16 protein-coding genes are annotated in these 19,224 nt (G+C 71.3%); 6 read left to right on the top strand and 10 right to left on the bottom strand.

Going from position 1 to position 19,224, the window contains the following annotated elements:
* The first annotated feature begins 97 nt into the window (after nucleotides 1-97).
* From OG2516_RS11100 to OG2516_RS11090, 3 genes are read left to right on the top strand one after another with little or no spacing between them, the layout of a single operon-like run.
* The gene (locus tag OG2516_RS11100; protein WP_007255764.1) at nucleotides 98-2,575 is read left to right on the top strand and encodes a vitamin K epoxide reductase family protein; all 2,478 of its coding nucleotides are present in this window, start codon (nucleotides 98-100) and stop codon (nucleotides 2,573-2,575) included.
* A gap of 11 nt (nucleotides 2,576-2,586) precedes the next feature.
* Nucleotides 2,587-3,525, top strand: coding sequence for a diacylglycerol/lipid kinase family protein (locus OG2516_RS11095; RefSeq protein ID WP_007255763.1), 939 nt, complete (start codon nucleotides 2,587-2,589; stop codon nucleotides 3,523-3,525).
* Nucleotides 3,522-4,313 carry a metallophosphoesterase family protein gene (locus tag OG2516_RS11090; protein WP_007255762.1) on the top strand — a complete coding sequence of 264 codons (792 nt, stop codon included), beginning with the start codon at nucleotides 3,522-3,524 and terminating at the stop codon, nucleotides 4,311-4,313. The genes OG2516_RS11095 and OG2516_RS11090 overlap by 4 nt, the downstream gene beginning before the upstream one ends.
* On the opposite strand, the gene hslV is transcribed toward OG2516_RS11090, so the two are convergent.
* Complete coding sequence (hslV, locus tag OG2516_RS11085; RefSeq protein ID WP_007255761.1) at nucleotides 4,310-4,870, bottom strand: ATP-dependent protease subunit HslV; 561 nt, start codon at nucleotides 4,868-4,870, stop codon at nucleotides 4,310-4,312. The two genes, OG2516_RS11090 and hslV, sit on opposite strands and share 4 nt — an antisense overlap.
* 80 nt (nucleotides 4,871-4,950) lie before the next feature.
* Between hslV and OG2516_RS11080 the strand changes: the two genes are divergently transcribed.
* Complete coding sequence (locus OG2516_RS11080) at nucleotides 4,951-5,859, top strand: hypothetical protein (RefSeq protein WP_007255760.1); 909 nt, start codon at nucleotides 4,951-4,953, stop codon at nucleotides 5,857-5,859.
* Between the two features lie 36 nt (nucleotides 5,860-5,895).
* Here the strand turns inward: OG2516_RS11080 and trxA are convergent, their stop codons facing one another.
* Genes trxA through regB form a run of 8 tightly spaced genes read right to left on the bottom strand, consistent with a single transcriptional unit; the run spans nucleotide 5,896 to nucleotide 17,724 of the window.
* A complete protein-coding gene (trxA, locus tag OG2516_RS11075) occupies nucleotides 5,896-6,216 on the bottom strand; it encodes a thioredoxin (RefSeq protein WP_007255759.1) in 321 nt (106 codons plus the stop codon).
* 60 nt (nucleotides 6,217-6,276) lie between these two features.
* Nucleotides 6,277-9,636, bottom strand: a complete 3,360-nt coding sequence (addA, locus tag OG2516_RS11070) for a double-strand break repair helicase AddA (RefSeq protein ID WP_007255758.1) — start codon at nucleotides 9,634-9,636, stop codon at nucleotides 6,277-6,279.
* The gene (locus tag OG2516_RS11065) at nucleotides 9,633-12,566 is read right to left on the bottom strand and encodes a PD-(D/E)XK nuclease family protein (protein ID WP_007255757.1); all 2,934 of its coding nucleotides are present in this window, start codon (nucleotides 12,564-12,566) and stop codon (nucleotides 9,633-9,635) included. The genes addA and OG2516_RS11065 overlap by 4 nt, the downstream gene beginning before the upstream one ends.
* A gap of 1 nt (nucleotide 12,567) precedes the next feature.
* Nucleotides 12,568-13,239: a nucleotidyltransferase family protein gene (locus OG2516_RS11060; RefSeq protein ID WP_007255756.1), complete on the bottom strand. Its 672-nt coding sequence runs from the start codon at nucleotides 13,237-13,239 to the stop codon at nucleotides 12,568-12,570.
* Entirely contained in the window at nucleotides 13,233-14,174 is a 942-nt protein-coding gene (locus OG2516_RS11055; RefSeq protein WP_007255755.1) for an aminoglycoside phosphotransferase family protein, read from the bottom strand. The genes OG2516_RS11060 and OG2516_RS11055 overlap by 7 nt, the downstream gene beginning before the upstream one ends.
* Nucleotides 14,167-14,634 (bottom strand): tRNA (adenosine(37)-N6)-threonylcarbamoyltransferase complex ATPase subunit type 1 TsaE, encoded by a 468-nt coding sequence (gene tsaE / locus OG2516_RS11050; protein ID WP_007255754.1) that lies wholly within the window; start codon nucleotides 14,632-14,634, stop codon nucleotides 14,167-14,169. Before tsaE ends, OG2516_RS11055 begins: the two co-directional genes overlap by 8 nt.
* Nucleotides 14,635-14,674: 40 nt before the next feature.
* Nucleotides 14,675-16,267: a PAS-domain containing protein gene (locus tag OG2516_RS11045; RefSeq protein ID WP_192808368.1), complete on the bottom strand. Its 1,593-nt coding sequence runs from the start codon at nucleotides 16,265-16,267 to the stop codon at nucleotides 14,675-14,677.
* 53 nt (nucleotides 16,268-16,320) lie between these two features.
* Nucleotides 16,321-17,724, bottom strand: a complete 1,404-nt coding sequence (gene regB, locus OG2516_RS11040) for a sensor histidine kinase RegB (RefSeq protein ID WP_007255752.1) — start codon at nucleotides 17,722-17,724, stop codon at nucleotides 16,321-16,323.
* Nucleotides 17,725-17,795: 71 nt separating this feature from the next.
* Here regB and OG2516_RS11035 point away from each other — a divergent pair, with 71 nt between their 5' ends.
* Both OG2516_RS11035 and OG2516_RS11030 read left to right on the top strand, forming a co-directional pair.
* Nucleotides 17,796-18,416 carry an SCO family protein gene (locus tag OG2516_RS11035; RefSeq protein WP_007255751.1) on the top strand — a complete coding sequence of 207 codons (621 nt, stop codon included), beginning with the start codon at nucleotides 17,796-17,798 and terminating at the stop codon, nucleotides 18,414-18,416.
* A 61-nt stretch (nucleotides 18,417-18,477) separates the two neighbouring features.
* Entirely contained in the window at nucleotides 18,478-19,029 is a 552-nt protein-coding gene (locus OG2516_RS11030) for an ActR/PrrA/RegA family redox response regulator transcription factor (protein WP_007255750.1), read from the top strand.
* Here the strand turns inward: OG2516_RS11030 and OG2516_RS20885 are convergent.
* Entirely contained in the window at nucleotides 19,026-19,157 is a 132-nt protein-coding gene (locus OG2516_RS20885; protein ID WP_007255749.1) for a hypothetical protein, read from the bottom strand. The two genes, OG2516_RS11030 and OG2516_RS20885, sit on opposite strands and share 4 nt — an antisense overlap.
* Nucleotides 19,158-19,224: the final 67 nt, after the last annotated feature.

Here is a 19,224-nt window from a genome sequence, read left to right as displayed (position 1 = left end):
GCCGAGGTTGCACGGGCCGACGCGGCGGCGCAAGAATTTCGCAGATCGGCCGGTTCAACATGCATCCATCCCGCCAGTCGCCGCGTTGTCAGGCGACATGCCTCAGATCGACCAGCAAAAACCCCTCGTCTTCATCACCGGCGCCGGCGGCGCCGTCGGCACGGCGCTCGTCGAGGCGCTCGAGCCCGACTACCGCGTCGTCGGCTTCGATCGCAGTGCCGACGACACCGACCCGTGCGAGATGGTCGAAGGCGACCTCACCGACGACGCCTCCATGGAGCTCGCCTTCCGCAAGCTGAAGGAGCGGCACGGCAGCAAGATCGCCTCGGTGATCCACCTCGCCGCCTACTTCGACTTCACCGGCGAGAAGTCTCCCCTTTACGACGAGGTCAACGTCGAGGGCACGCGGCGGCTGTTGCGCCACCTGCAGGAGTTCGACGTCGAGCAGTTCGTCTATTCCGGCACCATGCTGATCCACGAGGCCGGCGACGTCGGCGAGCGGATCGACGAGGACACGCCCGTCTCGCCCGACTGGGCCTACCCGCAATCCAAGGCGGAGGCCGAGAAGGTGATCCGCGAGGAGCGCGGCGGGATCAAGACGGTGCGGCTCCACCTTGCCGGGCTCTACGACGACGAGACCGCCGTCCCGACCCTGACCCAGCAGATCGCGCGGATCTACGAGCGTGACATCAAGAGCCACGTCTACGCCGGCAACCTCGACGCGGGGCAGGCCTTCATCCACGCCGACGACATGCGCGACGCCATGCGCCGGGTGGTCGACCGCCGCGCCGAGCTGCCCGATGATTGCGCGATCCTCGTGGGCGAGCCGCAGCCGATGGGCTACCGGGCGCTGCAGAACCGCATCGGCGCGCTGATCCACGGCGAAGACACGTGGCGGACGATCAGCCTGCCCAAGCCGCTCGCGAAGGTCGGCGCCTGGATCGAGACGAGGGCCGAGCCGGTGATCCCCGATGCGCTCGACGAGGGCGAGGCGCCGTTCATCCGGCCGTTCATGATCGACCTCGCGAGCGACCACTTCAGCCTCGACATCGACCGCGCCCGCGAGTTGCTCGACTGGGAGCCCGAGCACCATATCAGCGATGGGCTCGAGAAGATCGTCGCCAACCTCAAGTCCGATCCGCCCGGCTGGTATCGCGCCAACAAGATCCGTCTGCCGATCTGGATGCGCTCCGCCGAAGAGCGCGTCGACGATCCCGACAAGCTGCGGCAGGATTACGAGGCCGAGGTGCAGTGGCGGCACCGGCAGGGGCTGTGGGCGCACTGGGTCAATGCGGGGCTCGGCGTCTGGCTGCTGACCTCGCCGCCGCTCCTGGGCTACAACCATGTCGGCATGATCCTGAGCGACATGGTCGCGGGCACGGTGCTGATCGTCGCGTCGCTTCTGGCTCTGTCCTGGCGCAACGGGCTCGCGCGCTGGGTCGCCGCGGCGGTCGGGGTGTGGGTGATGTTCGCGCCGCTGCTGTTCTGGACCGAGAACGGCGCGGGCTATCTCAATGCGACGCTGATCGGGATGCTGATCCCGATCCTCGCTCTCGCCGTCGGCCCGCCGCCGGGCGTCTCGCCGACCGCGCTGATGACCGGCCCGACCATTCCCAAGGGTTGGAGCTATTCGCCCTCCGACTGGTTCCAGCGCATCCCCGTCATCATCCTCGCCATCGTCGGCCTGCTGATCTCGCGCTACCTGACCGCCTACCAGCTCGAGACGATCGACGGCGTGTGGGATCCGTTCTTCCCCGGCACGGAGCCGGGCAAGAATGGCAGCGAGTCCGTCGTGACCTCCTCCGTCTCCGAATCGTGGCCGGTGCCCGACGCCGGCCTCGGCGCGCTCACCTACGCGCTCGAGATCGTCGTGGGCGTGATCGGCTCGAGCCGGCGCTGGCGGACGATGCCGTGGCTGACGGTGATCTTCGGGATCATGATCGTGCCGCTGGGCGCGGTGTCGATCTTCTTCATCGTGATCCAGCCGATCCTGATCGGCACCTATTGCGCGCTCTGCCTCGTCGCCGCCGCCGCGATGCTGATCCAGATCCCCTACTCGGTCGACGAGCTCGTCGCGACGGGCCAGTTCCTGCGCCGCCGCCACCGGGCCGGGCAGCCGTGGCTCAAGGTGTTCTTCCTGGGCGACACCGACGAGGGGCCGGACGACCAGAGCGAGGACGACTTCAACCGCCCGCCCAAGGTCATCATCAAGGAGATGCTCTCCGGCGGCATGACCTTCCCCTGGACCCTCGGCGCCTCGATGGCGCTGGCCGTGCTGCTCATGCTGTCGCCGCTCCTGATCGGCTGGGACAACGGCCTCGCCGCCGTCAACCACGTGGTCGGCGCGCTGGTGCTGACCGTCTCCGCCGCCGCCCTCGCCGCCGTCGCGCGGCTGGCGCGGTTCCTCAACGTGCTGCTCGGCGTCGTGCTGCTGTTCGCGCCGTTCATGACCGGCGCCGGCTTCGGCCTGCTGCTCGTCGAGGCGCTGTTCGGCCTCGCGCTGATCGCGCTGAGCATCCCGCGCGGTGACGTGGGCAACTCGACCTACGGCAGCTGGCAGCGGTTCGTGAGGTGACAGAGGTGAACATGCACACGCCCCCCGAGACGCCGCGACCGAGTGGCAGCGCTCCAAGCGAAGGCCCGATCTGCCTGCTCGTCAACCCGAAGTCGGGCCGCAACTCGCGCGACCGGGCCGCCATCGAGGCGGCGGGGGAGGTGCTCGGCGCGCAGGCGCACATCTGCGAGTGGAAGCCCGACCGGCCGCTGCGCGAGTCGATCCGCTCCGACGCCAGCCTCGTCGTCTCGGCCGGCGGCGACGGGACGACCTGCGCCGTCGCCTCCGAGATGCTCGGCACCGGCATCCCGATGGCCGTGCTGCCGCTCGGCACGTTCAACTTCTTCGCCCGCGGTCTCGGCTACTCGGAAGAGCCGGAAGAGGCCGCTCGCCAGATCCTCGAGGGGCAGGCGCGCGACATCCGCATCGGGACGGTCAATGGCCAGCCGTTCCTCAACAACGCCAGCCTCGGCATCTACCCAACGATCCTGCGCGAGCGCGAATCCGTCTACAAGCGCTGGGGCCGCCGCCGGATCGCCGCGCACTGGTCGGTGCTGCGGACGTTCCTGAAGTTCAAGAGGCCGTGGGAAGTGACCATCGACCTCGGCGACGGACCCCGCAAGCGGCGCACGGCGCTGATTTTCGTCGGCCGCTCCGCCTACCAGCTCGAACGGTTCGGGCTGAAGGGGGTGAAGGCGATCTCCGACGACAAGTTCGCCGTGCTCGTCGCCAAGGCCGAAACGCGGTGGGACCTGTTCAAGCTCACCGCCCGCCTGACCTTGCGCCGGATCGAGGAGGGGCGGGATTACGATTTCTACCAGGTGCCGAGGATGACCCTCGAGGTCCACAAGCGCCGCCGCGTGCTGATCGCCTATGACGGCGAGAAGCGGTGGGAGGAGGGGCCGATCTCCTTCGAGATGTCGCGCGCGCCGCTGCGGATCGTCCTGCCCCAGGCGCACGAGGCGACATGAGCCGGATCCTGCACCTCTCCGACCTGCATTTCGGCCGGGACAGAGCCGAACTGGAGGCCCCGCTTCTGCGCAGCGTCGACAAGCTCGCGCCCGACCTCGTCGCGATCTCCGGCGACTTCACCCAGCGCGCCCGCGTCGGCCAGTTCGAGCGCGCGCGCCGGTTTCTCGAGAAGATCGGTCAGCCCTGGCTTGCCGTGCCGGGCAACCACGACACGCCGCTCGACAACCTGCTGGTCCGGGCCTTCGCGCCCTGGAAGCGCTACCGGGAGGCGATCTCCGACGACCTCGAGCCGAACTTCGAGAACGAGAACGTCGTCGTCGCCGGGGTCAACACCGTCAACCCGTTCTCCTGGCAGCGCGGCCACATCTCGCGGCGCACGGTCAACCGGGTCTGCGCCGCCTTCGCCAACATCGAGCGCCGGGTCCGCATCGTGATGCTGCACCATCCGCTCCAGCACGGGCCGGAGGTGGACAAGCGGCTGATGCGCGGCGCGAACGAGGCGCTGGCGCGGCTCGAGGAATGCGGCGCCGACATCGTGCTGTCGGGGCACCTGCACAACACCATCGTGCGCCCGTTCCGCGCCGCGCCGGGCCTGCTGTTCGTGCAGGCCGGCACCTCGCTCTCTGACCGGCTGCGCGGCGAGCCGAACACCTTCAACCTGCTCGACGTCGCCCACGGCGAGGTGGCGATTACCTCCTACAGCGCCGGCGACGACGCCGAGTTCACCCCGGACGCCGGCGTCACCTACGCCCGGGGCGAGTCCGGCTGGAGCAAGCTCGAGCCCTAGGAGGCGGTGAGCTTCTCCACCGTCGTGTTGCCGTTGGTATAGACGCAGATGTCGGCCGCAATCTGCATGGCGCGCCGCGCGATCTCCTCGGCGTCGTGCTCCGTGTCCATCAGCGCCCGGCCCGCCGCGAGCGCGTAGTTCCCGCCCGACCCGATGGCGGCGACGTCGTGCTCGGGCTCGAGCACGTCGCCGGCGCCGGTGATGACGAACATGTCCTTGCCGTCCGACACGATCAGCATCGCCTCGAGCTTCTGCAGGTACTTGTCCGTGCGCCAGTCCTTCGCCAGCTCGACCGACGCCCGCGCCAGCTGGCCCGGCGTCGCCTCGAGCTTCTTCTCGAGCCGCTCGAGCAGCGTGAAGGCGTCGGCCGTGGAGCCGGCGAAGCCGGCGATCACGTCGTAGCCGCCCGGCGACAGCCGCCGGACCTTGCGCGCGGTGCCCTTGATGACCGTGTCGCCAAGGCTCACCTGACCGTCGCCGGAGATGACCACCTCGCCGCCCTTGCGCACCCCGATGATCGTGGTGCCGTGCCAGCCGGGAAACTGAGAGTCCGCCATGAAGATCCTTTCGTTTGGGCCACATATGGAGCCCCGGCCGGCGATGGACAAGGCGCGCCGGCGGCGGGTAGCCTCGCGCCATGACCGAGCCGCGCATCGTGACGTTCTACCTCGAGGATGGTCTGCACCGGTCGGCGCGGGCAGGGCGGCACAACTTCATCGGCAAGCTCGCCGGCGTGCTCGAAGCGTCCGGCTACCGCGTCGACTTCCTGCCCGACAGCGACGTCGAGATCGCGCGCTCGCTGACCAGGGGCGGCTGGTCGATGTTCCACATGGCACAGCCGACGGGGCCGCGCGGGCTGACCTTCCGCAGGGTCTACCACTACCCGTTCTGGCGGATCGAGAAGCGTGCGTCGCGCTGGGAGTGGGACGTGGCGCGGGCGCGCTTCGAGGGCGCCAGGATCGACCGGGCCGACGCCGAGCGGTTCTACGGCTTCTGGCGCAAGCGCCTCTTCGGCGAGGCCGCGGCAGCGCCCGAGCGGGCCGGCTTCGTCTACGTGCCACTGCAGGGCAAGCTGCTCCAGCGGCGCACCTTCCAGACGATGTCGCCGATCGAGATGCTCCGCCACACCCTGGAGCAGGAGCCCGAGCGCGACATCCTCGTCACGCTGCACCCCGGCGAGCGCTATGACGCCGAGGAGCGCGCCGCGCTGGATGCGCTGGCCGGCGGGCGGGTGACGGTGGCGGAGGGGATGATGGAGGAGGCGCTCGCGAGCTGCGACTACGTGGTGACGCAGAACTCGTCGGCGGCCTTCAACGGGTATTTCTTCGGCAAGCCCGCGGTGCTGTTCGCGAAGGTGGACTTCCACCACATCGCCGCCAGCGTCGAACGCCTCGGTGTCGCCGCCGCCTTCGAAGCGGTGCGATCGGCCGAGCCGGACTATGCCGGCTACGTCTGGTGGTTCTGGCAACGGATGTCGCTCAATGCAGGCCGCCCCGAAGCCGAGCGTCGCATCCGCAAGCGCCTCGACACCCACGGCTGGCCGTAGGGTGCGCATTCATTGCGCACCCCACTCGCGCACCGATCAGATGGAGTCCTGGATCCACCCCTGCAGCGCCGCCTTGGGCGCGGCGCCGGCGCGGTTCGACACCACTTCGCCGTCCTTGAAGATGAACAGCGCGGGGATGCCGCGAATGCCCATCTGGGCCGGCGAGTTCGGGTTCTCGTCGACGTTGACCTTCACGATCTTGACCTTGCCGTCCATCTCGGCGGCGATCTCCTCCAGCGCGGGGCCGATCTGCTTACAGGGGCCGCACCATTCGGCCCAGAAGTCGACGACGACGGGAATATCGGACTGACGGACTTCGCTGTCGAAGGTATCGTCGGTGACTGCAACGGTTGCCATGAGAGGTCTCCTTGGCGTCTATATCTTGTGGACGGAACCTATGGAGGCCCCCCCGTATCGTCAAGGCGCGCCGGCGCGCAGCAAGGCGGCGATGACGAGAGAGTGGGGCAGGGGCATGAGCTCGGCGGTGCTGGTCCACAGGATCGCCGTCTCGATCGCCCGGCCCGGATAGATCTGCCCGAGCGCCGCTGCATAGGCGCCCATCTGGCGCAACAGTCCCTCGGGCACCTCTTCGGGCGTCTTCGGGACGAGTCGGTTGGTCTTGAAATCGATCACCCGCAGCGGCTCGCCGGGGATCAGCAGGTCGATAGTGCCGTGGAGGCGTGCGCCGTTCAACTCGGCGAGAGTGGCCGTAACAGGGACTTCGGCGAGGCCCTTTTCGAACAATTCGGCCAGCCCAGGCGCGGAGAGGACGGCCTCGGCGTCGGTCAGCAGTGACTGCCGCTCGGGGGCGGGCAGGTCGGGGAAGAGGCTCAGCGCGACGTTCGCGCGCTCGAGCGGCAGGGTGCCGGGCAGGTGCTCGAGCAGCAGGTGCACCTGGTTCCCCCGCTCCAGCGCCGCCTCGCGGTCGCCGCCCGCCGGATCCCCCGGCAGCACCTTCGCGCCGCCGAGGTCGGACGGCGACAGCGTCTGCAGTGCGGCTGGCGGCAGCGCGACGGGCGCGAAGTTCGGCGGAGCGACGGGCTCGGCGGCGTCCGGCTCGGGCGGGGCGAGGTCTGGCGCGGACCAGTCTCCGGTCTCGTAGCGGAGCCCGTCGCCGCCGGGCTGGGGGTGGGGCAGGGCGCCAAGCCGCTCGAGCCCGGCCTCGACCATGCCGTACCAGCTGTCGCCGACCTCCTTGCCGATCTTGCCCGCGCCGCAGACGATCAACCACTTCTCGGCCCGCGTCAGGGCCACGTAGAGCAGCCGCCGCCGCTCCCGCTCCTCGGCCTCGACGAGCTTCGCCCGCGCGTCCTGCAACGCCGCGGGCAGGCGGTCGGTCGACGGCCGCCATGCGACGACGTCCTCCAGCGGCCAAATCGCCGAGCGGGTGTCGGACTGGGTCTGGCGCACGCCGGTCTCGGGCAGGATCACCACCGGGGCCTCGAGCCCCTTGGCGCCGTGGATCGTCATCACCCGGATGCGCTCGCCCTGCTCGTCCATCTGGCGCTTCACCTCGACGTCCTCGGTCTCCATCCAGCTGAGGAAGCCGGTGAGGCTCGGGACCGTCGAGCGTTCGTAGGCCAGCGCCTGCGCCAGCAGCGCGTCGATGCCGTCCTCCGCCTCGGCGCCGAGCCGGTCGAGCAGCTTCTGGCGGCCGCCGTGGCGGATCAGGATGCGCGACAGCAGGTCGTAGGGCCGCAGGAAGTCGGTCTGCGCGCGCAGGTCGCGCAGGGTCTTGAGCGTCTCGGGGTGGTCGTCGCTGTCGCGCAGGGCCGACCAGAGCAGGCCCCTGCGATGGTGGGCGAGGGTGAACAGCTCCTGCTCCGTCCAGCCGAACAGCGGCGAGCGCAGGGCGGCGGCGAGCGACAGGTCGTCCTCGGGCAGTGCGAGGAAGCGCAGCAGCGCCGCGAGGTCGCGCACCGCGAGCTCCGCGCCGACGCGCAGCCGGTCGGCCCCGGCGATGCGCAGGCCGAGCTTCTTGCAGGCGCGGATGATCTCGGCGAACAGCGTCGAGCGGCGCTGCACGAGGATCAGGATGTCGCCCTCGTGAATCGGCCGCCGCAGGATGCGCCCGCCTTTCTCGACCGGAATCGTCGCTTTCCGGTTGATCAGTGTCTGGATCTGCTCCGCCACGCGCCGCGCGAGCTTCACGTCGTGGTGCTGCTCGCTGACATGGTCGACGGGCTTGTACCACGGTGCGTCGGTGTCGGTCTTCTCCGCCTCCGGCTCGACGGGCCACAGATCGACCCGGCCGGGCAGCTCCGTCTTGAAGGTGCGGTGGTAGACGACCGGGTCGAGCCCCTCTCGCAGGTCGCCCTGGAAGGTGGCGTCGACGAGCTGCAGGATCGCGGCGGCGGAGCGGAACGAAAATTGCAGCGGCTGGCTGTGCAGCTTCCCGCCCCCCGTGGCGAGCCGGTCGGTGAACAGCTCGCGCTTGGCCTCGAACATCTCGGCGTCGGCGCCCTGGAACGAGTAGATCGACTGCTTCTTGTCGCCCACCACGAACAGCGTCCGCTCCCGGTCCTCACCCGCCCCGCGCCCCGCGGCGAGCTCGTCGGTCAGCCGCTCTATCACGCGCCACTGGTCGGGGCTGGTGTCCTGCGCCTCGTCGACGAGGATGTGGTCGATGCCGCCGTCGAGCCGAAACAGCACCCACTGCGCCAGCGCCCGGTCCTCGAGCAGGGCGCGGGTCTTGAGGATCAGGTCGTCGAAGTCGAGCAGGCCCCGCGACAGCTTCTTCGTCTCGAACGCACGGCAAAACGGCGTTGCGAAGGCGTAGAGCGCGCGGGTGCGCTCGTAGGCGAGCTGCGCGATGACGGCCGGGCGGATGTCTTCCACCGTCTGCATAACCGGGTCGAGCCGGCCCATGAGCTCGGCGCAGCTGCCGCGCACGGCCTTGGTGGGAAAGCCGGTCAGCTTGGCGCTGTAGGGGGCCTTGGCCTTGCCGCCGGTGAGGAAGACATCGCACAGGACGTGGAACGCGGGGATGTCCATCTCGCGCTTGCCGAGCAGCGGCGCGAGCTTGTCGGCGGCCTTGGTGTCGTTCTTGCCGCCGCCGAGACAGACCCGGTGCACCTCGCCCAGCAGCGTGATCACATCCGCCCCGAGGTGGCTGCGTACAATGCCGGCGGCGGTGAGCCCGGTGGCCGCGCCGAAGCCGGCGGCGAGGGTGTCGTCGTTGGGCGGGTCGAGAAAGGCGGCGCGGTTGGCGGTGATCTCGCCGGTGAGATCCGCGATGTCGGCGCCGGTATAGAGCCGCGCGATGCCATCGACGGCGGCCGGGTCGGCCTCGGCCAGCTCGTCGAGGATCTCGGCCCGCAGCAGCGCGGCCGCGCGGTCCTCCATCTCGGTGAAGCGCGGCGAGATCCCGGCCTCGAGCGGAAAGCGGCGCAGGACGCCGGCGCAGAAGGCGTGGATGGTCTGGATCTTCAGCCCGCCCGGCGTCTCGATGGCACGCGCGAACAGCCGCCGCGCCTCGTCGAGCTCCTCGGGCTGCGCCGCGCCGAGCTCCGACAGCTCCTCGCGCAGCTTGCCGGCCTCCATCATCGCCCAGCTGCCGAGCCGGTGGAACAGCCGGTTCTGCATCTCGGCGGCGGCGGCCTTGGTGAAGGTCAGGCAGAGGATGTTCTGCGGATCGACCCCCCCGAGCAGCAGCCGCGCCACGCGCTCGGTCAACACCCGCGTCTTGCCCGAGCCGGCATTGGCCGACAGCCACGTCGAATTGGCCGGATCGGCCGCCTCGACCTGCGCGCGCGTCGCCTCGTTCCAGGCCCTCACGACAGGACCTCCTTCGTGAACGGCGTCGACGGATCCCACTCGCCGCGGCGGGCGAGGTGGTCGTAATCGTCTCTATCCCGCTCCGAAAACGGAAATGCCCACGAGGAATAGCCCTTCGTCGGCGTGCGCCACGCCCGGATCAGCTCGCGGAACTCCTCCCAGACCACGTCCGGCGGCGCGGCGTCGAGCGGGGCCGACACGATGGCGGGCTTGGCGCCCAGCCCGATGAATTGCGCGTCCGCCGCGACCAGCCGCCCGAGCCCTTCGAACGCGCCGCGCGCGATCATCGCCGCCTCGAGCAGGAGCTGCTTGTCGAACTTCTCCTGCTGCGGCTGGCTCGGCGGCGTGCCGGTCTTGTAATCGTAGAGGATCGCGCGGCCCTCGGGTGTGAGGTCGATCCGGTCGGCCTTGCCGCGCAGGGTCAGCTCGAGGTCGTGCAGCGTGATCTCCCCCGACACCTCCAGGTGCGCCGGCCGCCCGCGCCGCCGCCGCTCGGCTTCGGTCTCGAGAAACCAGTCGGCCACCCGCTCCATCCGCGCAAACCAGAGCCTGCGATGCGCCGGCCACGGGCATGCGTCGGCGAGCGCTTCCTCCGTCTTGGCCAGCAACGTCCGGCGCGCCCACGGCAGGGACGGGTCGACGTCGGCCTCGACGAACGCCTCGAGCGCCGCGTGCAGGATGTTGCCGCGCATCAGCGCGTCCGGCCCCGGCACCAGCGGATCGAGCGCCTGCAGCCGCAGCACCTTGCGCGCGTAGATGTGGAACGGGTTGCGGATCAGTCTCTGTATCTGAGTGACCGACAGCTGGCGCGGCCGCGCCGCGACGGGGGGCGCAGGCGACGGGCGTGGCGCAGGTTCGATCCGGTCGGGGGCGCGCACGATGGCGGCGGCCTGCGCGACCACCGCCGCGCCGCGCGCCCGCATCGCGGCGAGCGCCTCCGGCCCGTGTGTCGTCGTCAGCCCCTCGAGCAGGTTGGTCAGCCGATTGAGCCAGCGCGACGGCACGGTGCCCGCCTCGTCGGAGCGCCGCGCCCGGGTGAGCCACACTTCCGGGCCGGCGATCGCCTGCTGGTAATCGTGTGCCGACAGCCCGATCCGCCGCTCGGGCAGCAGCAGCCCGACCCGGTGCCGCATCGTCCGGTTGAGCCACGGATCGGGCGCGGGCACCTCTGGCCACGTCCCCTCGTTGAGGCCGCCGAGGATCACGATATCGGCCCCCTGCACGCGCGATTCCAGCGTGCCCCGGATCTGCACGAGCGGATGCCCGGCCGTCGGGTTGCGCACCTCGGCGCCGTTGAGCACGCCGGTGAACAAGTCGACGTAGTTCCGCGTCGTCAGCACGCCCGCCGCACCGGCGCTGGCCTCGAGCGCGGCGCGGATCTCGAGCGCCTTGCGCCCCGCCGCCTCGTCCCACAGCTCGCCCGCGCCGCCATCGGGCCCGGCGGCCAGCGCTTCGGCGATGGCCATGTGCGCCCCGAGATGATCGGCCAGCGGGCGCTCGGCGGGTTGCGGGATCGTCTCCAACACGCCCGCAAGCCATTCCGCCCACGGCGTGCGCTCCGGGTTCCTGTGGCCCCCGCCCCAGCCGCGCAGGCTCTCGGCGGTGGGGAAGGGCGGGCCGTGCCGGCGCAGGTGCAGCTCGAGCTCGCGCGTCGCGAGCAGGTGCGGGCCGCGGTCGCCGCCGGAGTGGCAGAGCGGGTGCTTGAGCAGGCTCAGCAGCGTCTCGCCCGTCACCCGCTCGCTGATCAGCGCCGCCACGTGGCGCAGGAAGCGGCCCGGCGGCGATTGCGGCAGCGGCTGGCCGGCGCTGTCGTCGGGGGTAATGTCCCAGCGGTCGAGCGCGGCCGAGACCTGCCGGGTCAGCATCCGGTCGGGCGTGATGAGCGCGACGGTGCGGCCGTCCTCCACCGCCTGCCGCATCGCCAGCGCGATCGTCTCCGCCTCGGCGCGCGGCGTCGGTGCCTCGACCAGCGTCAGCCCCGCCGTCGCCGCGCGCATGTCGCCAAGCGCGGGGCCCTCCGTCAGCCACGCGTCCGTCACCGGCGCGGGCCGCAGCGACAGCGACACGAGCCGGTTGCGCGCCGGACTGGCGGGGCCGGTGTCGGTCCAGGGTTCGACGTCGCGGGGCAGGATCTCGAGCCGGTCCAGCAGGCGCTTGAAGCGGAACTGCGGGTGGTCCTCCGCCGTCAGCCCGTCGCCCATGCCGCGCCAGACGGCGGCGGGCATGTCGAAGTCGAAGCCCGGCAGCACCAGCGCCCCCTGCGGCAGCCGCGCCACCGCTTCCATGAACAGGCCCGTCGCGCCCCGCGAGCCCGTCGAGCCGGCGACGATGAGCGGGTGCGCGGGCGGCTGCGCGCCCCAGCGCTCGGCCAGCCCCTCGGCGACGCGGCGCTGCCGGGCCTCGCGGTCGGGCGTGCCGCCGGCGGCGTCGAAATAGCGCTCGACGACGCGCACGAAGGCGAGCGTCCGCTGCCAGTGCTCCGACTGGTCCGTGCCCTCGAGCGCGTGCAGCGCCTCCGGGTCCACGCCCTCGCCCTGCATCTCGTCGAGCAGCCCGGCGAGGCTGTCGGAGAGGTCGAACAGCGCGGCGCGGGGGGCGAGCGACGGATCGCTCTCCAGCAGCGCGCCCACGAGGCGGAGGATCTCGAAGCGCCGCTCGAGCGGCGGCACCGGCGGCGGCAGCCCGGCTTTCGGGTCGAGCGCGAGGTCGGTGACGAGGCGCAGCCGGGGCAGCAGCGTCGGCGGGCCGCCGTCGTAGACCTCGCGCAGGCGGCGCTGCATCCGGCGGGTGTTGACGAACAGCTCGACCCGCGCGAGCGCGTCGGGAGCGAGGTCGGCGCTGCGCTGTCGCAGCCCGCGCACCAGCTCGGCGCCGAAATCGACGCCGGGCGGGAGGGCAAAGACGCGGGGGCGGCTGGCGGGGGCAAACATGTTAACGCAACAGGCTCTCGGCGAGGTCGAGGCACTCGGGACGCCCGACGTCACACCAGCGCCCGGCATAGGTCAAGCCGTAGCACGTCCCGCGCGCGATCAGCCGGTCCCAGGCGAGGCGCATGGAGAAGGCGTCATCGTCGATCTCGTCGAGCACCGCCGGGTCGATGATCTGCGCGCCGGTGTAGATGGGGCCGGGGCCGTAGTCGATGCGGCCGTCGGCGGCGAAGGTGAAGTCGCCGCGGCCGGGATGCCCGAGCGCGCGCTCGAGCGGCACGCAGAGCAGCAGCGCCTCCATCCGCCCGCCGTCCCAGCCGGCTCGCAGCATGTCGAACGGGTTCGGGCCGTCCCAGACCGCGTCGGTGTTCATGGTGAACACCGGCCCCGGCCCGAGCAGCGGCCGCGCCTTGCGCAGCCCGCCGCCCGTCTCGAGCAGTGCGTCGCGCTCGTCGGAGAGGCGCACGGGGCGGTGGGCGACATGGGTGGCGATCATGTCGGGGAGGTAGTGGATGTTGACCACCTGCGGAGCGATGCCGGCGGCGTCGCCGAGGTCGAGCGCGTGGTCGAGCAGGGTCGTCCCGCCGACTTCGATGAGCGGCTTGGGGCGATTGTCGGTCAGCGGCGCCATGCGGGTGCCGAGCCCGGCGGCGAAGAAGAGACCGGCGTTCAGCATGGCAGCCACGGGCCGACGAGGCGCCGCAGGTCGGCCAGCGCCGGGTGCACGAGGCGGGCGGCGAGCCGGGCCTCGACGCGCGGCACGAAGGCGGCGTAGCGGTCCTTGCCGTCGCGCGCGATCAGGCGGGCGAAAATGCCGAGGATGCGCAGGTTGCGCTGCACCGAGAGCGTGGCGAGCTCGGCGGTGAGCTCGGCGTGGGCGGTGCCGGTGAGCTCGGCGAAGCGGCGGGTGGCGGCCTCGCGCGTCGCCTCGGCGATGTCGCGGCGGGCGTCGTCGAGCAGAGAGGCGAGGTCGTAGGCGGGGGGCGCGAGGAACGCGTCCTGGAAGTCGAGCAGGCCGACGCGGTCGGTGCCGTCGCGCTCGGGCCGCCAGACCAGGTTCTCCGCGTGGAAATCGCGCAGCGACAGCGCCTCGGGCGCGCGGCAGCGGGCGAGGGCGGCGGCCGTCGCGGCGCGGATGGCCGGGGCGTCGGCCTCGGCGGCGCGCCACTCGAAGAGCGGCGCGAGCATCTCGGCGCCCGTCGTCGGGTCGAGCCGCTGGAGACCGGGCGGCGGCGCGTGGCGCTGGAGCTCCGCGAGAACGTCCGTTGCCGCGGTGTAGAGCCTGATCTCGTCGTCGGGCCGGGTGCGCAGGTGGTCGGCGAAGTGGGACGGGCCGAGGTCTTCGAGGAGCAGCAGGCCGGCCTCGGGATCGGCATGAACGATGTCCGGCGCGGCGAGACCGCGGCCGCGCAGGTGCCGGGCGATGGCGAGGAAGGGACGGGTGTCTTCGCCGGTCTCGGGCGCGGCGTCCATGAGGATGCGCGAGCGGTCGCCGTTCTGCAGCCGCTCGTAGCGGCGGCGCGAGGCGTCGCCGGCGATGGGGGTGCGCGTCCAGCCGGCGTGGTCCGTCTCGGCGAGGAAACGGGAGATGAGGCCGGCGCGGTCAGGCAAGGATCGTCTCCAGCCGGGGCCGCCAGCTTTCTGGGCCGCTGATCGTCAGGCTGCGGCCCGGCGGCGCGTCGGCGAGGGCGAGGGTGAGGGCACCTTCCGGGGCGAGGTCGGCGAGGCGGTCGGGCCACTCGACAAGGCAGATCGCCGTCTCGAAGGCCTCCGCGAGGCCGAGCTCGAGCGCCTCCGACGGGCCGGTGAGGCGGTAGAGATCGGTGTGCCAGATCTCGGTGTCGTCGGTCTCGTAGACCTGCACGAGGGTGAAGGTCGGCGAGGGCACTTCGGCGGCGGGATCGCCGAGGCGGGCGCGGATCAGGGCGCGGGCGAAGGCGGACTTGCCCGCGCCGATGGGGCCGGACAGCAGCAGGCAGTCGCCGGCCCCGAGACGGGAGGCGAACCGCGCGGCCAGCGCCTCGGTCTCGTGAGGCGCGGCGAGCTGGATCGGGCCGGCGAGCGTGGGCATGGCCGCACACTAGGCATCGGCGACTCCGCCGCAAGCCCAATCAGCCGTTCTCCGCCCGTGGTTGCGGCGACGGAAGCAAGGGGCGCAGGCCGGCCTCTTCCATGGTGAGCGAGAAGCCCACCAGCGTCGCCCCGCCGGGGAGCGGCGCGACGCGGCAGCGCATGACCCGGCCGTCGTCGCGGCGGGCGCGGCCGGACCAGGGGCGGCGCTCGCCGACGCCGGCGGCGCTGTCGCGGATGTCGGCCCAGAGGTCGGTCGGCGCGCAGGCCCCGCGCCAGGTGTCGATCTCGTCGCCGAGGCGCGGCTCGCGCAGCGGCAGTTCGCCGTCGCCGGGCGGCGGGGCGGGGCGCGCCCAGAGCCCGTCGTAGGCGGCGTTGGCCATGGTCAGCGTGCCGGTGGGGCCGAAGACGGCGATGGCCTCGTCGAGCGTGTCGAAGACGGCGTTGGCGGTGTCGATCTGGGTGCGGAAGCGGCGGGTGAGCGACATCTCGGCGGTGATGTCCTCGATCAGGAAGGCGATGGCCCCGTCCGGGTGCGGGCGGCCGGTGACGCGGAAGGTCTGGCCGGCGGGGAGCATCCATGTCTCGCAATAGGTGCCCTCGCTGGCTTCGGCGACGAGCGCGGCGAGCTCCTCGCGCCACGAGCGGTAGTTGCGCGGCTCGGGCAGCATCCGCAGCTCGCGCAGGCGGTCGAGGAACGACTGGATCGGCGGCTTGGTGGCGAGGAAGTCGATCGGCAGGCGGGTGAGGTCCATCAGCGACGGGTTGAACATCACCAGCCGCCGGTCGCGGTCGAAGATGGCGAGGCCGATGGCGAGGTCGGCGAAGGTCTTGGAGAGGGTCTGGACGAAGTTGCGCTGGGCGATTTCCGCGCGCACCGCCGGGGCGGCATCGAGCGCGAAATGAACGAAGGAGTCGCCGCGCCGCACGCTCGTGACCTCGAACCAGAGCTCCTCGCCCGACTGGGTGCGGACGGCGCGGCGCTGCTGGTCGCCGGCGCCGTCCGCCTCCGGCGGATCGATTTCGCCGAAGATCGCGGGCGGCGGCCAGGAGGGGGCGGCGCCCGCTGGCGCGCCGGCGGCCCTGGCCGCGGTGTCGAGGTAGGCACGGTTGGCCCAGGATACGGTGCCGTCGGCGTCCTGCCGCCAGATCAGCTGCGGCGCATCCTCGCCGAGGCTGCGCAACGTTTCGAGCTCTTCCTCCATCGCCGCGAGGGTCAGCGGCGCGAACCCGGCCGCGCCGCCGGCCGCGCCGTGGAGCGACAGCCGCACCAGCCCTTCCCAGTACTCCGCCTCGATCCATTCCTCGCCGACCTCGCCGGAGAGATGGACAAGGCCCGCCTCGGGCAGGGTTTGGAGACGCTGGCGCAGGGTCGGGAAGCGCTGGGCGAGGGTCTTGAGCAGGACCTCTCGCTCGTTCGCGCGGCGGTCGTGCCCGCGCAGCAGGTCGCGGGCGCGGGGGGTGGCGTCAACCAGCATGTCGCCGTCGAACAGGAACACCACCGACGCCTCGGCCTCGCGCAGGAGCTGGCGGGCGACGCCGCGCTTCGGGCCCGGGCGGCGCAGCACGAGCGCCAGCGCCAGGAGGCACAACGCCACGGGGATCAGAAGCTCTGCGACGTCCGGAATCGGCATGGTGCCCTCGCTCGAAATCAAGGGCACCATCGCGCAGAGAAGTTAATTGCGCGTTAAACGGGCTGGAACGGCCGGTTCTCCCCGAGCGCCCCCTGCTCTCCTTCACCCACCGCGATGCGCGCGCGCGGCCAGACCACCTGCACCACCGCGCCACGCGGCCGCGCACCGCCGCCGCGGGTGTCGTTGGCGAAGGACAGGCTCGCACCGGAGCGCTCCAGCAGGGTTTTGGCGATGAACAGCCCGAGCCCCATCCCCTCGTAGCCCGGCCGGACGTCGCTGCGCTGGCGGCGGCGAACGAACGGATCGCCGATGCGCCCGATCACGTGGGGCGGAAAGCCCGGCCCGTCGTCGGCGATGCGCACGGTGATGCTGGCCGGCGACCAGAGGATGTCGACGCGGACCTCCCCGGCGGCGAAATCGACGGCGTTCTGCACGAGGTTTCGCAGGCCGTGGATCACCTCGGGGCGGCGGAAGATCGTCGGCTGCGCCTCGTCGCCGTCCTCGGCGCGCGCGTCGAAGTGGATCGGCTTGCCGCGCTCCACGTGCGGCTCGGCGGCCTCGCGCACCACCGTCTCGAGCGGCGCGCGCTTGAGGTGGAGATCGTCCTTCCCGGCGCGGCCCATCGAGTGCAGGATATCGCGGCACCGGTCCGCCTGCTGGCGGATCAGAGCCGCATCGTCGCGCAGGTCGGGGCGGTCGTCGAGGTCTTCCATCAGCTCCGCCGAGACCAGCTTGATTGTCGCCAGCGGCGTCCCGAGCTCGTGTGCCGCCGCGGCGACGACGCCGCCGAGGTCGGTCAGCTTCTGCTCGCGCGCGAGGGCCAGCTGCGTCGCCACCAGCGCCTCGCTCATCGTGTGCATTTCCTCGGTGACGAGCCGGGCGTAGACCGACAGGAAGATCACCCCGATCACCAGCGCCAGCCAGAAGCCGAAGCGAAACAGATCGGGCAGCACCAGCGGCTCTTCCGTCGGGCCGCGCAGGGGCAGGTAGTAGATGCCGAGCAGGCTGACGATGGCGATCGCGAGCAGCCCGACGCCGAGGGTGGTGCGCAGGCGCAGGACGGTGGCCGAAATCGTCACCGGGGCGAGCATGAGCAGGGCGAACGGGTTGTGCAGCCCCCCCGTCAGGTAGAGCAGCAGCCCGAGTTGGAGCACGTCGAACACCATCGTCAGCGTCGCCTGCCGCTCCGAGAGCCGCTTGGTCTCGGGGTTGAGCACGTGGGAGAACAGGTTGGCGATGACGGCGGCGCCGATGGTCATGGCGGAGAAGCCGACCTCGATCTCGAGGCGGTAGATGTAGACGGCGGCGAGGATGGCGGTGATCTGGCCGGCGATGGCGATCCAGCGCAGGATGACGAGCGTGCGCAGCCGGACCCAGTTGGCCCGGTGGCTCTCGCGGAACATCTCGAGCTCGCTCTCCGGGCTCGGAGTCGCTTGAAGGGCGTCGGCGTGCGTCATCTGCTCCGCTTGCGGTGGCTGGCCCCCTTGATATGGCTCGCAATCGAACGGATCAACGCGAGGGTGACGACATGAAGGCCAGGACATTCGCGATCGGATCGGCCGCGGCGGTGCTCGCGCTGGTCGGCGGCACCTTCGCCTGGACTGTCGCGCGCTCGGGCGGCGACCTCGCCGACTGCCTCGGCGGCCAGGTGGCCGGGGGCGCGATCGGCGGGCCGTTCGAGCTGGTCGACGAGGCCGGCGCGACGGTGACCTCCGAGGAGGTGCTGACGGAGCCGACGCTACTCTATTTCGGCTACACCTTCTGCCCCGACGTCTGCCCGCTCGACACCGCGCGCAACGCCACCGCGCTCGACCTGCTCGCCGAGCGGGGGATCGAGGCGCAGGGCGTGTTCGTGACGGTCGATCCGACGCGCGACACGCCCGAGGTGCTGGCGGACTTCACCGACAGCTTCCACCCGGACATCCGCGGCCTCTCCGGCACGACCGAGCAGGTCGACGCGGCGGCGAAGGCCTACAAGGTCTACTACCAGCTCCACGACGATGAGGACCCGGACTACTACCTCGTCGACCACTCCAACTTCACCTACCTCGTCCTGCCCGAGCGCGGCTTCGTCGACTTCTTCCGCGCCGATGCCTCGCCCGATGCGGTCGCGGAGCGGACGGCCTGCGTGGTGGACGCCGTCAATTGACGCACCGGGAGGGCCGGACTAGGTAAACTGCCCAGACCGGAAGCATGAGGAGTGGCGCCAGGTGGATGCGGACAAGCTGGATCTAGGCAGCGATCCGTCGCTCCTGCTCGTTGACGACGACGAACCCTTCCTCAAGCGGCTCGCGAAGGCGATGGAGAAGCGCGGCTTCACCGTCGAGACGGCGGGCTCGGTGGCCGAGGGCAAGACCATCGTCACGACGCGCCCACCCGCCTACGCGGTGATCGACCTGCGGCTCGAGGACGGCAACGGGCTCGACGTGGTGGAGCTGCTGCGCGCGCGGCGGCCCGAAAGCCGGATCGTGGTGCTCACCGGCTACGGCGCCATCGCCACCGCCGTCGCGGCGGTCAAGATGGGGGCGACGGACTACCTGTCGAAGCCCGCGGACGCCACCGACGTCACCAACGCGCTGCTCGCCCGCTCCGACACCCTGCCGCCGCCGCCGGAAAACCCGATGAGCGCCGACCGGGTGCGCTGGGAGCATATCCAGCGGGTCTACGAGCTGTGCGACCGCAATGTCAGCGAGACGGCGCGCCGGCTGAACATGCACCGCCGCACCCTCCAGCGTATCCTCGCCAAGCGCAGCCCGCGCTAGGCGGGACTGACCGGGCGGCCGGTGTAGATCCTGTCGCCCACGCGGACGACGAGCATGCCGTTGGCCAGCGTGCGCACCAGGATACCCTGGATCGAGACGCAGGTGCCGATGAGGATCGTTCTGAGCATGGGTCACCTCCTTCTGAGGACCATGGCTCATACTTAAGCACCAAGAGGTTAAGGATCACTGTCCGGA

It is taken from the genome of Oceanicola granulosus HTCC2516 (assembly GCF_000153305.1).
Lineage (GTDB): Bacteria > Pseudomonadota > Alphaproteobacteria > Rhodobacterales > Rhodobacteraceae > Oceanicola > Oceanicola granulosus.
The sequence above is the reverse complement of the archived record's forward strand: the minus strand, read 5'-3'. Positions and strand labels throughout refer to the sequence as shown.

Excerpts from the sequence above, each read along its gene's own strand:
- OG2516_RS11100 (WP_007255764.1), top strand. The coding sequence starts at position 98 with ATGCCTCAGATCGACCAGCAAAAACCCCTCGTCTTCATCACCGGCGCC.
- OG2516_RS11095 (WP_007255763.1), top strand. The coding sequence starts at position 2,587 with ATGCACACGCCCCCCGAGACGCCGCGACCGAGTGGCAGCGCTCCAAGC.
- OG2516_RS11090 (WP_007255762.1), top strand. The coding sequence starts at position 3,522 with ATGAGCCGGATCCTGCACCTCTCCGACCTGCATTTCGGCCGGGACAGA.
- hslV (WP_007255761.1), bottom strand. The coding sequence starts at position 4,870 with ATGGCGGACTCTCAGTTTCCCGGCTGGCACGGCACCACGATCATCGGG.
- OG2516_RS11080 (WP_007255760.1), top strand. The coding sequence starts at position 4,951 with ATGACCGAGCCGCGCATCGTGACGTTCTACCTCGAGGATGGTCTGCAC.
- trxA (WP_007255759.1), bottom strand. The coding sequence starts at position 6,216 with ATGGCAACCGTTGCAGTCACCGACGATACCTTCGACAGCGAAGTCCGT.
- OG2516_RS11065 (WP_007255757.1), bottom strand. The coding sequence starts at position 12,566 with ATGTTTGCCCCCGCCAGCCGCCCCCGCGTCTTTGCCCTCCCGCCCGGC.
- OG2516_RS11060 (WP_007255756.1), bottom strand. The coding sequence starts at position 13,239 with ATGCTGAACGCCGGTCTCTTCTTCGCCGCCGGGCTCGGCACCCGCATG.
- tsaE (WP_007255754.1), bottom strand. The coding sequence starts at position 14,634 with ATGCCCACGCTCGCCGGCCCGATCCAGCTCGCCGCGCCTCACGAGACC.
- OG2516_RS11045 (WP_192808368.1), bottom strand. The coding sequence starts at position 16,267 with ATGCCGATTCCGGACGTCGCAGAGCTTCTGATCCCCGTGGCGTTGTGC.
- regB (WP_007255752.1), bottom strand. The coding sequence starts at position 17,724 with ATGACGCACGCCGACGCCCTTCAAGCGACTCCGAGCCCGGAGAGCGAG.
- OG2516_RS11035 (WP_007255751.1), top strand. The coding sequence starts at position 17,796 with ATGAAGGCCAGGACATTCGCGATCGGATCGGCCGCGGCGGTGCTCGCG.
- OG2516_RS20885 (WP_007255749.1), bottom strand. The coding sequence starts at position 19,157 with ATGCTCAGAACGATCCTCATCGGCACCTGCGTCTCGATCCAGGGTATC.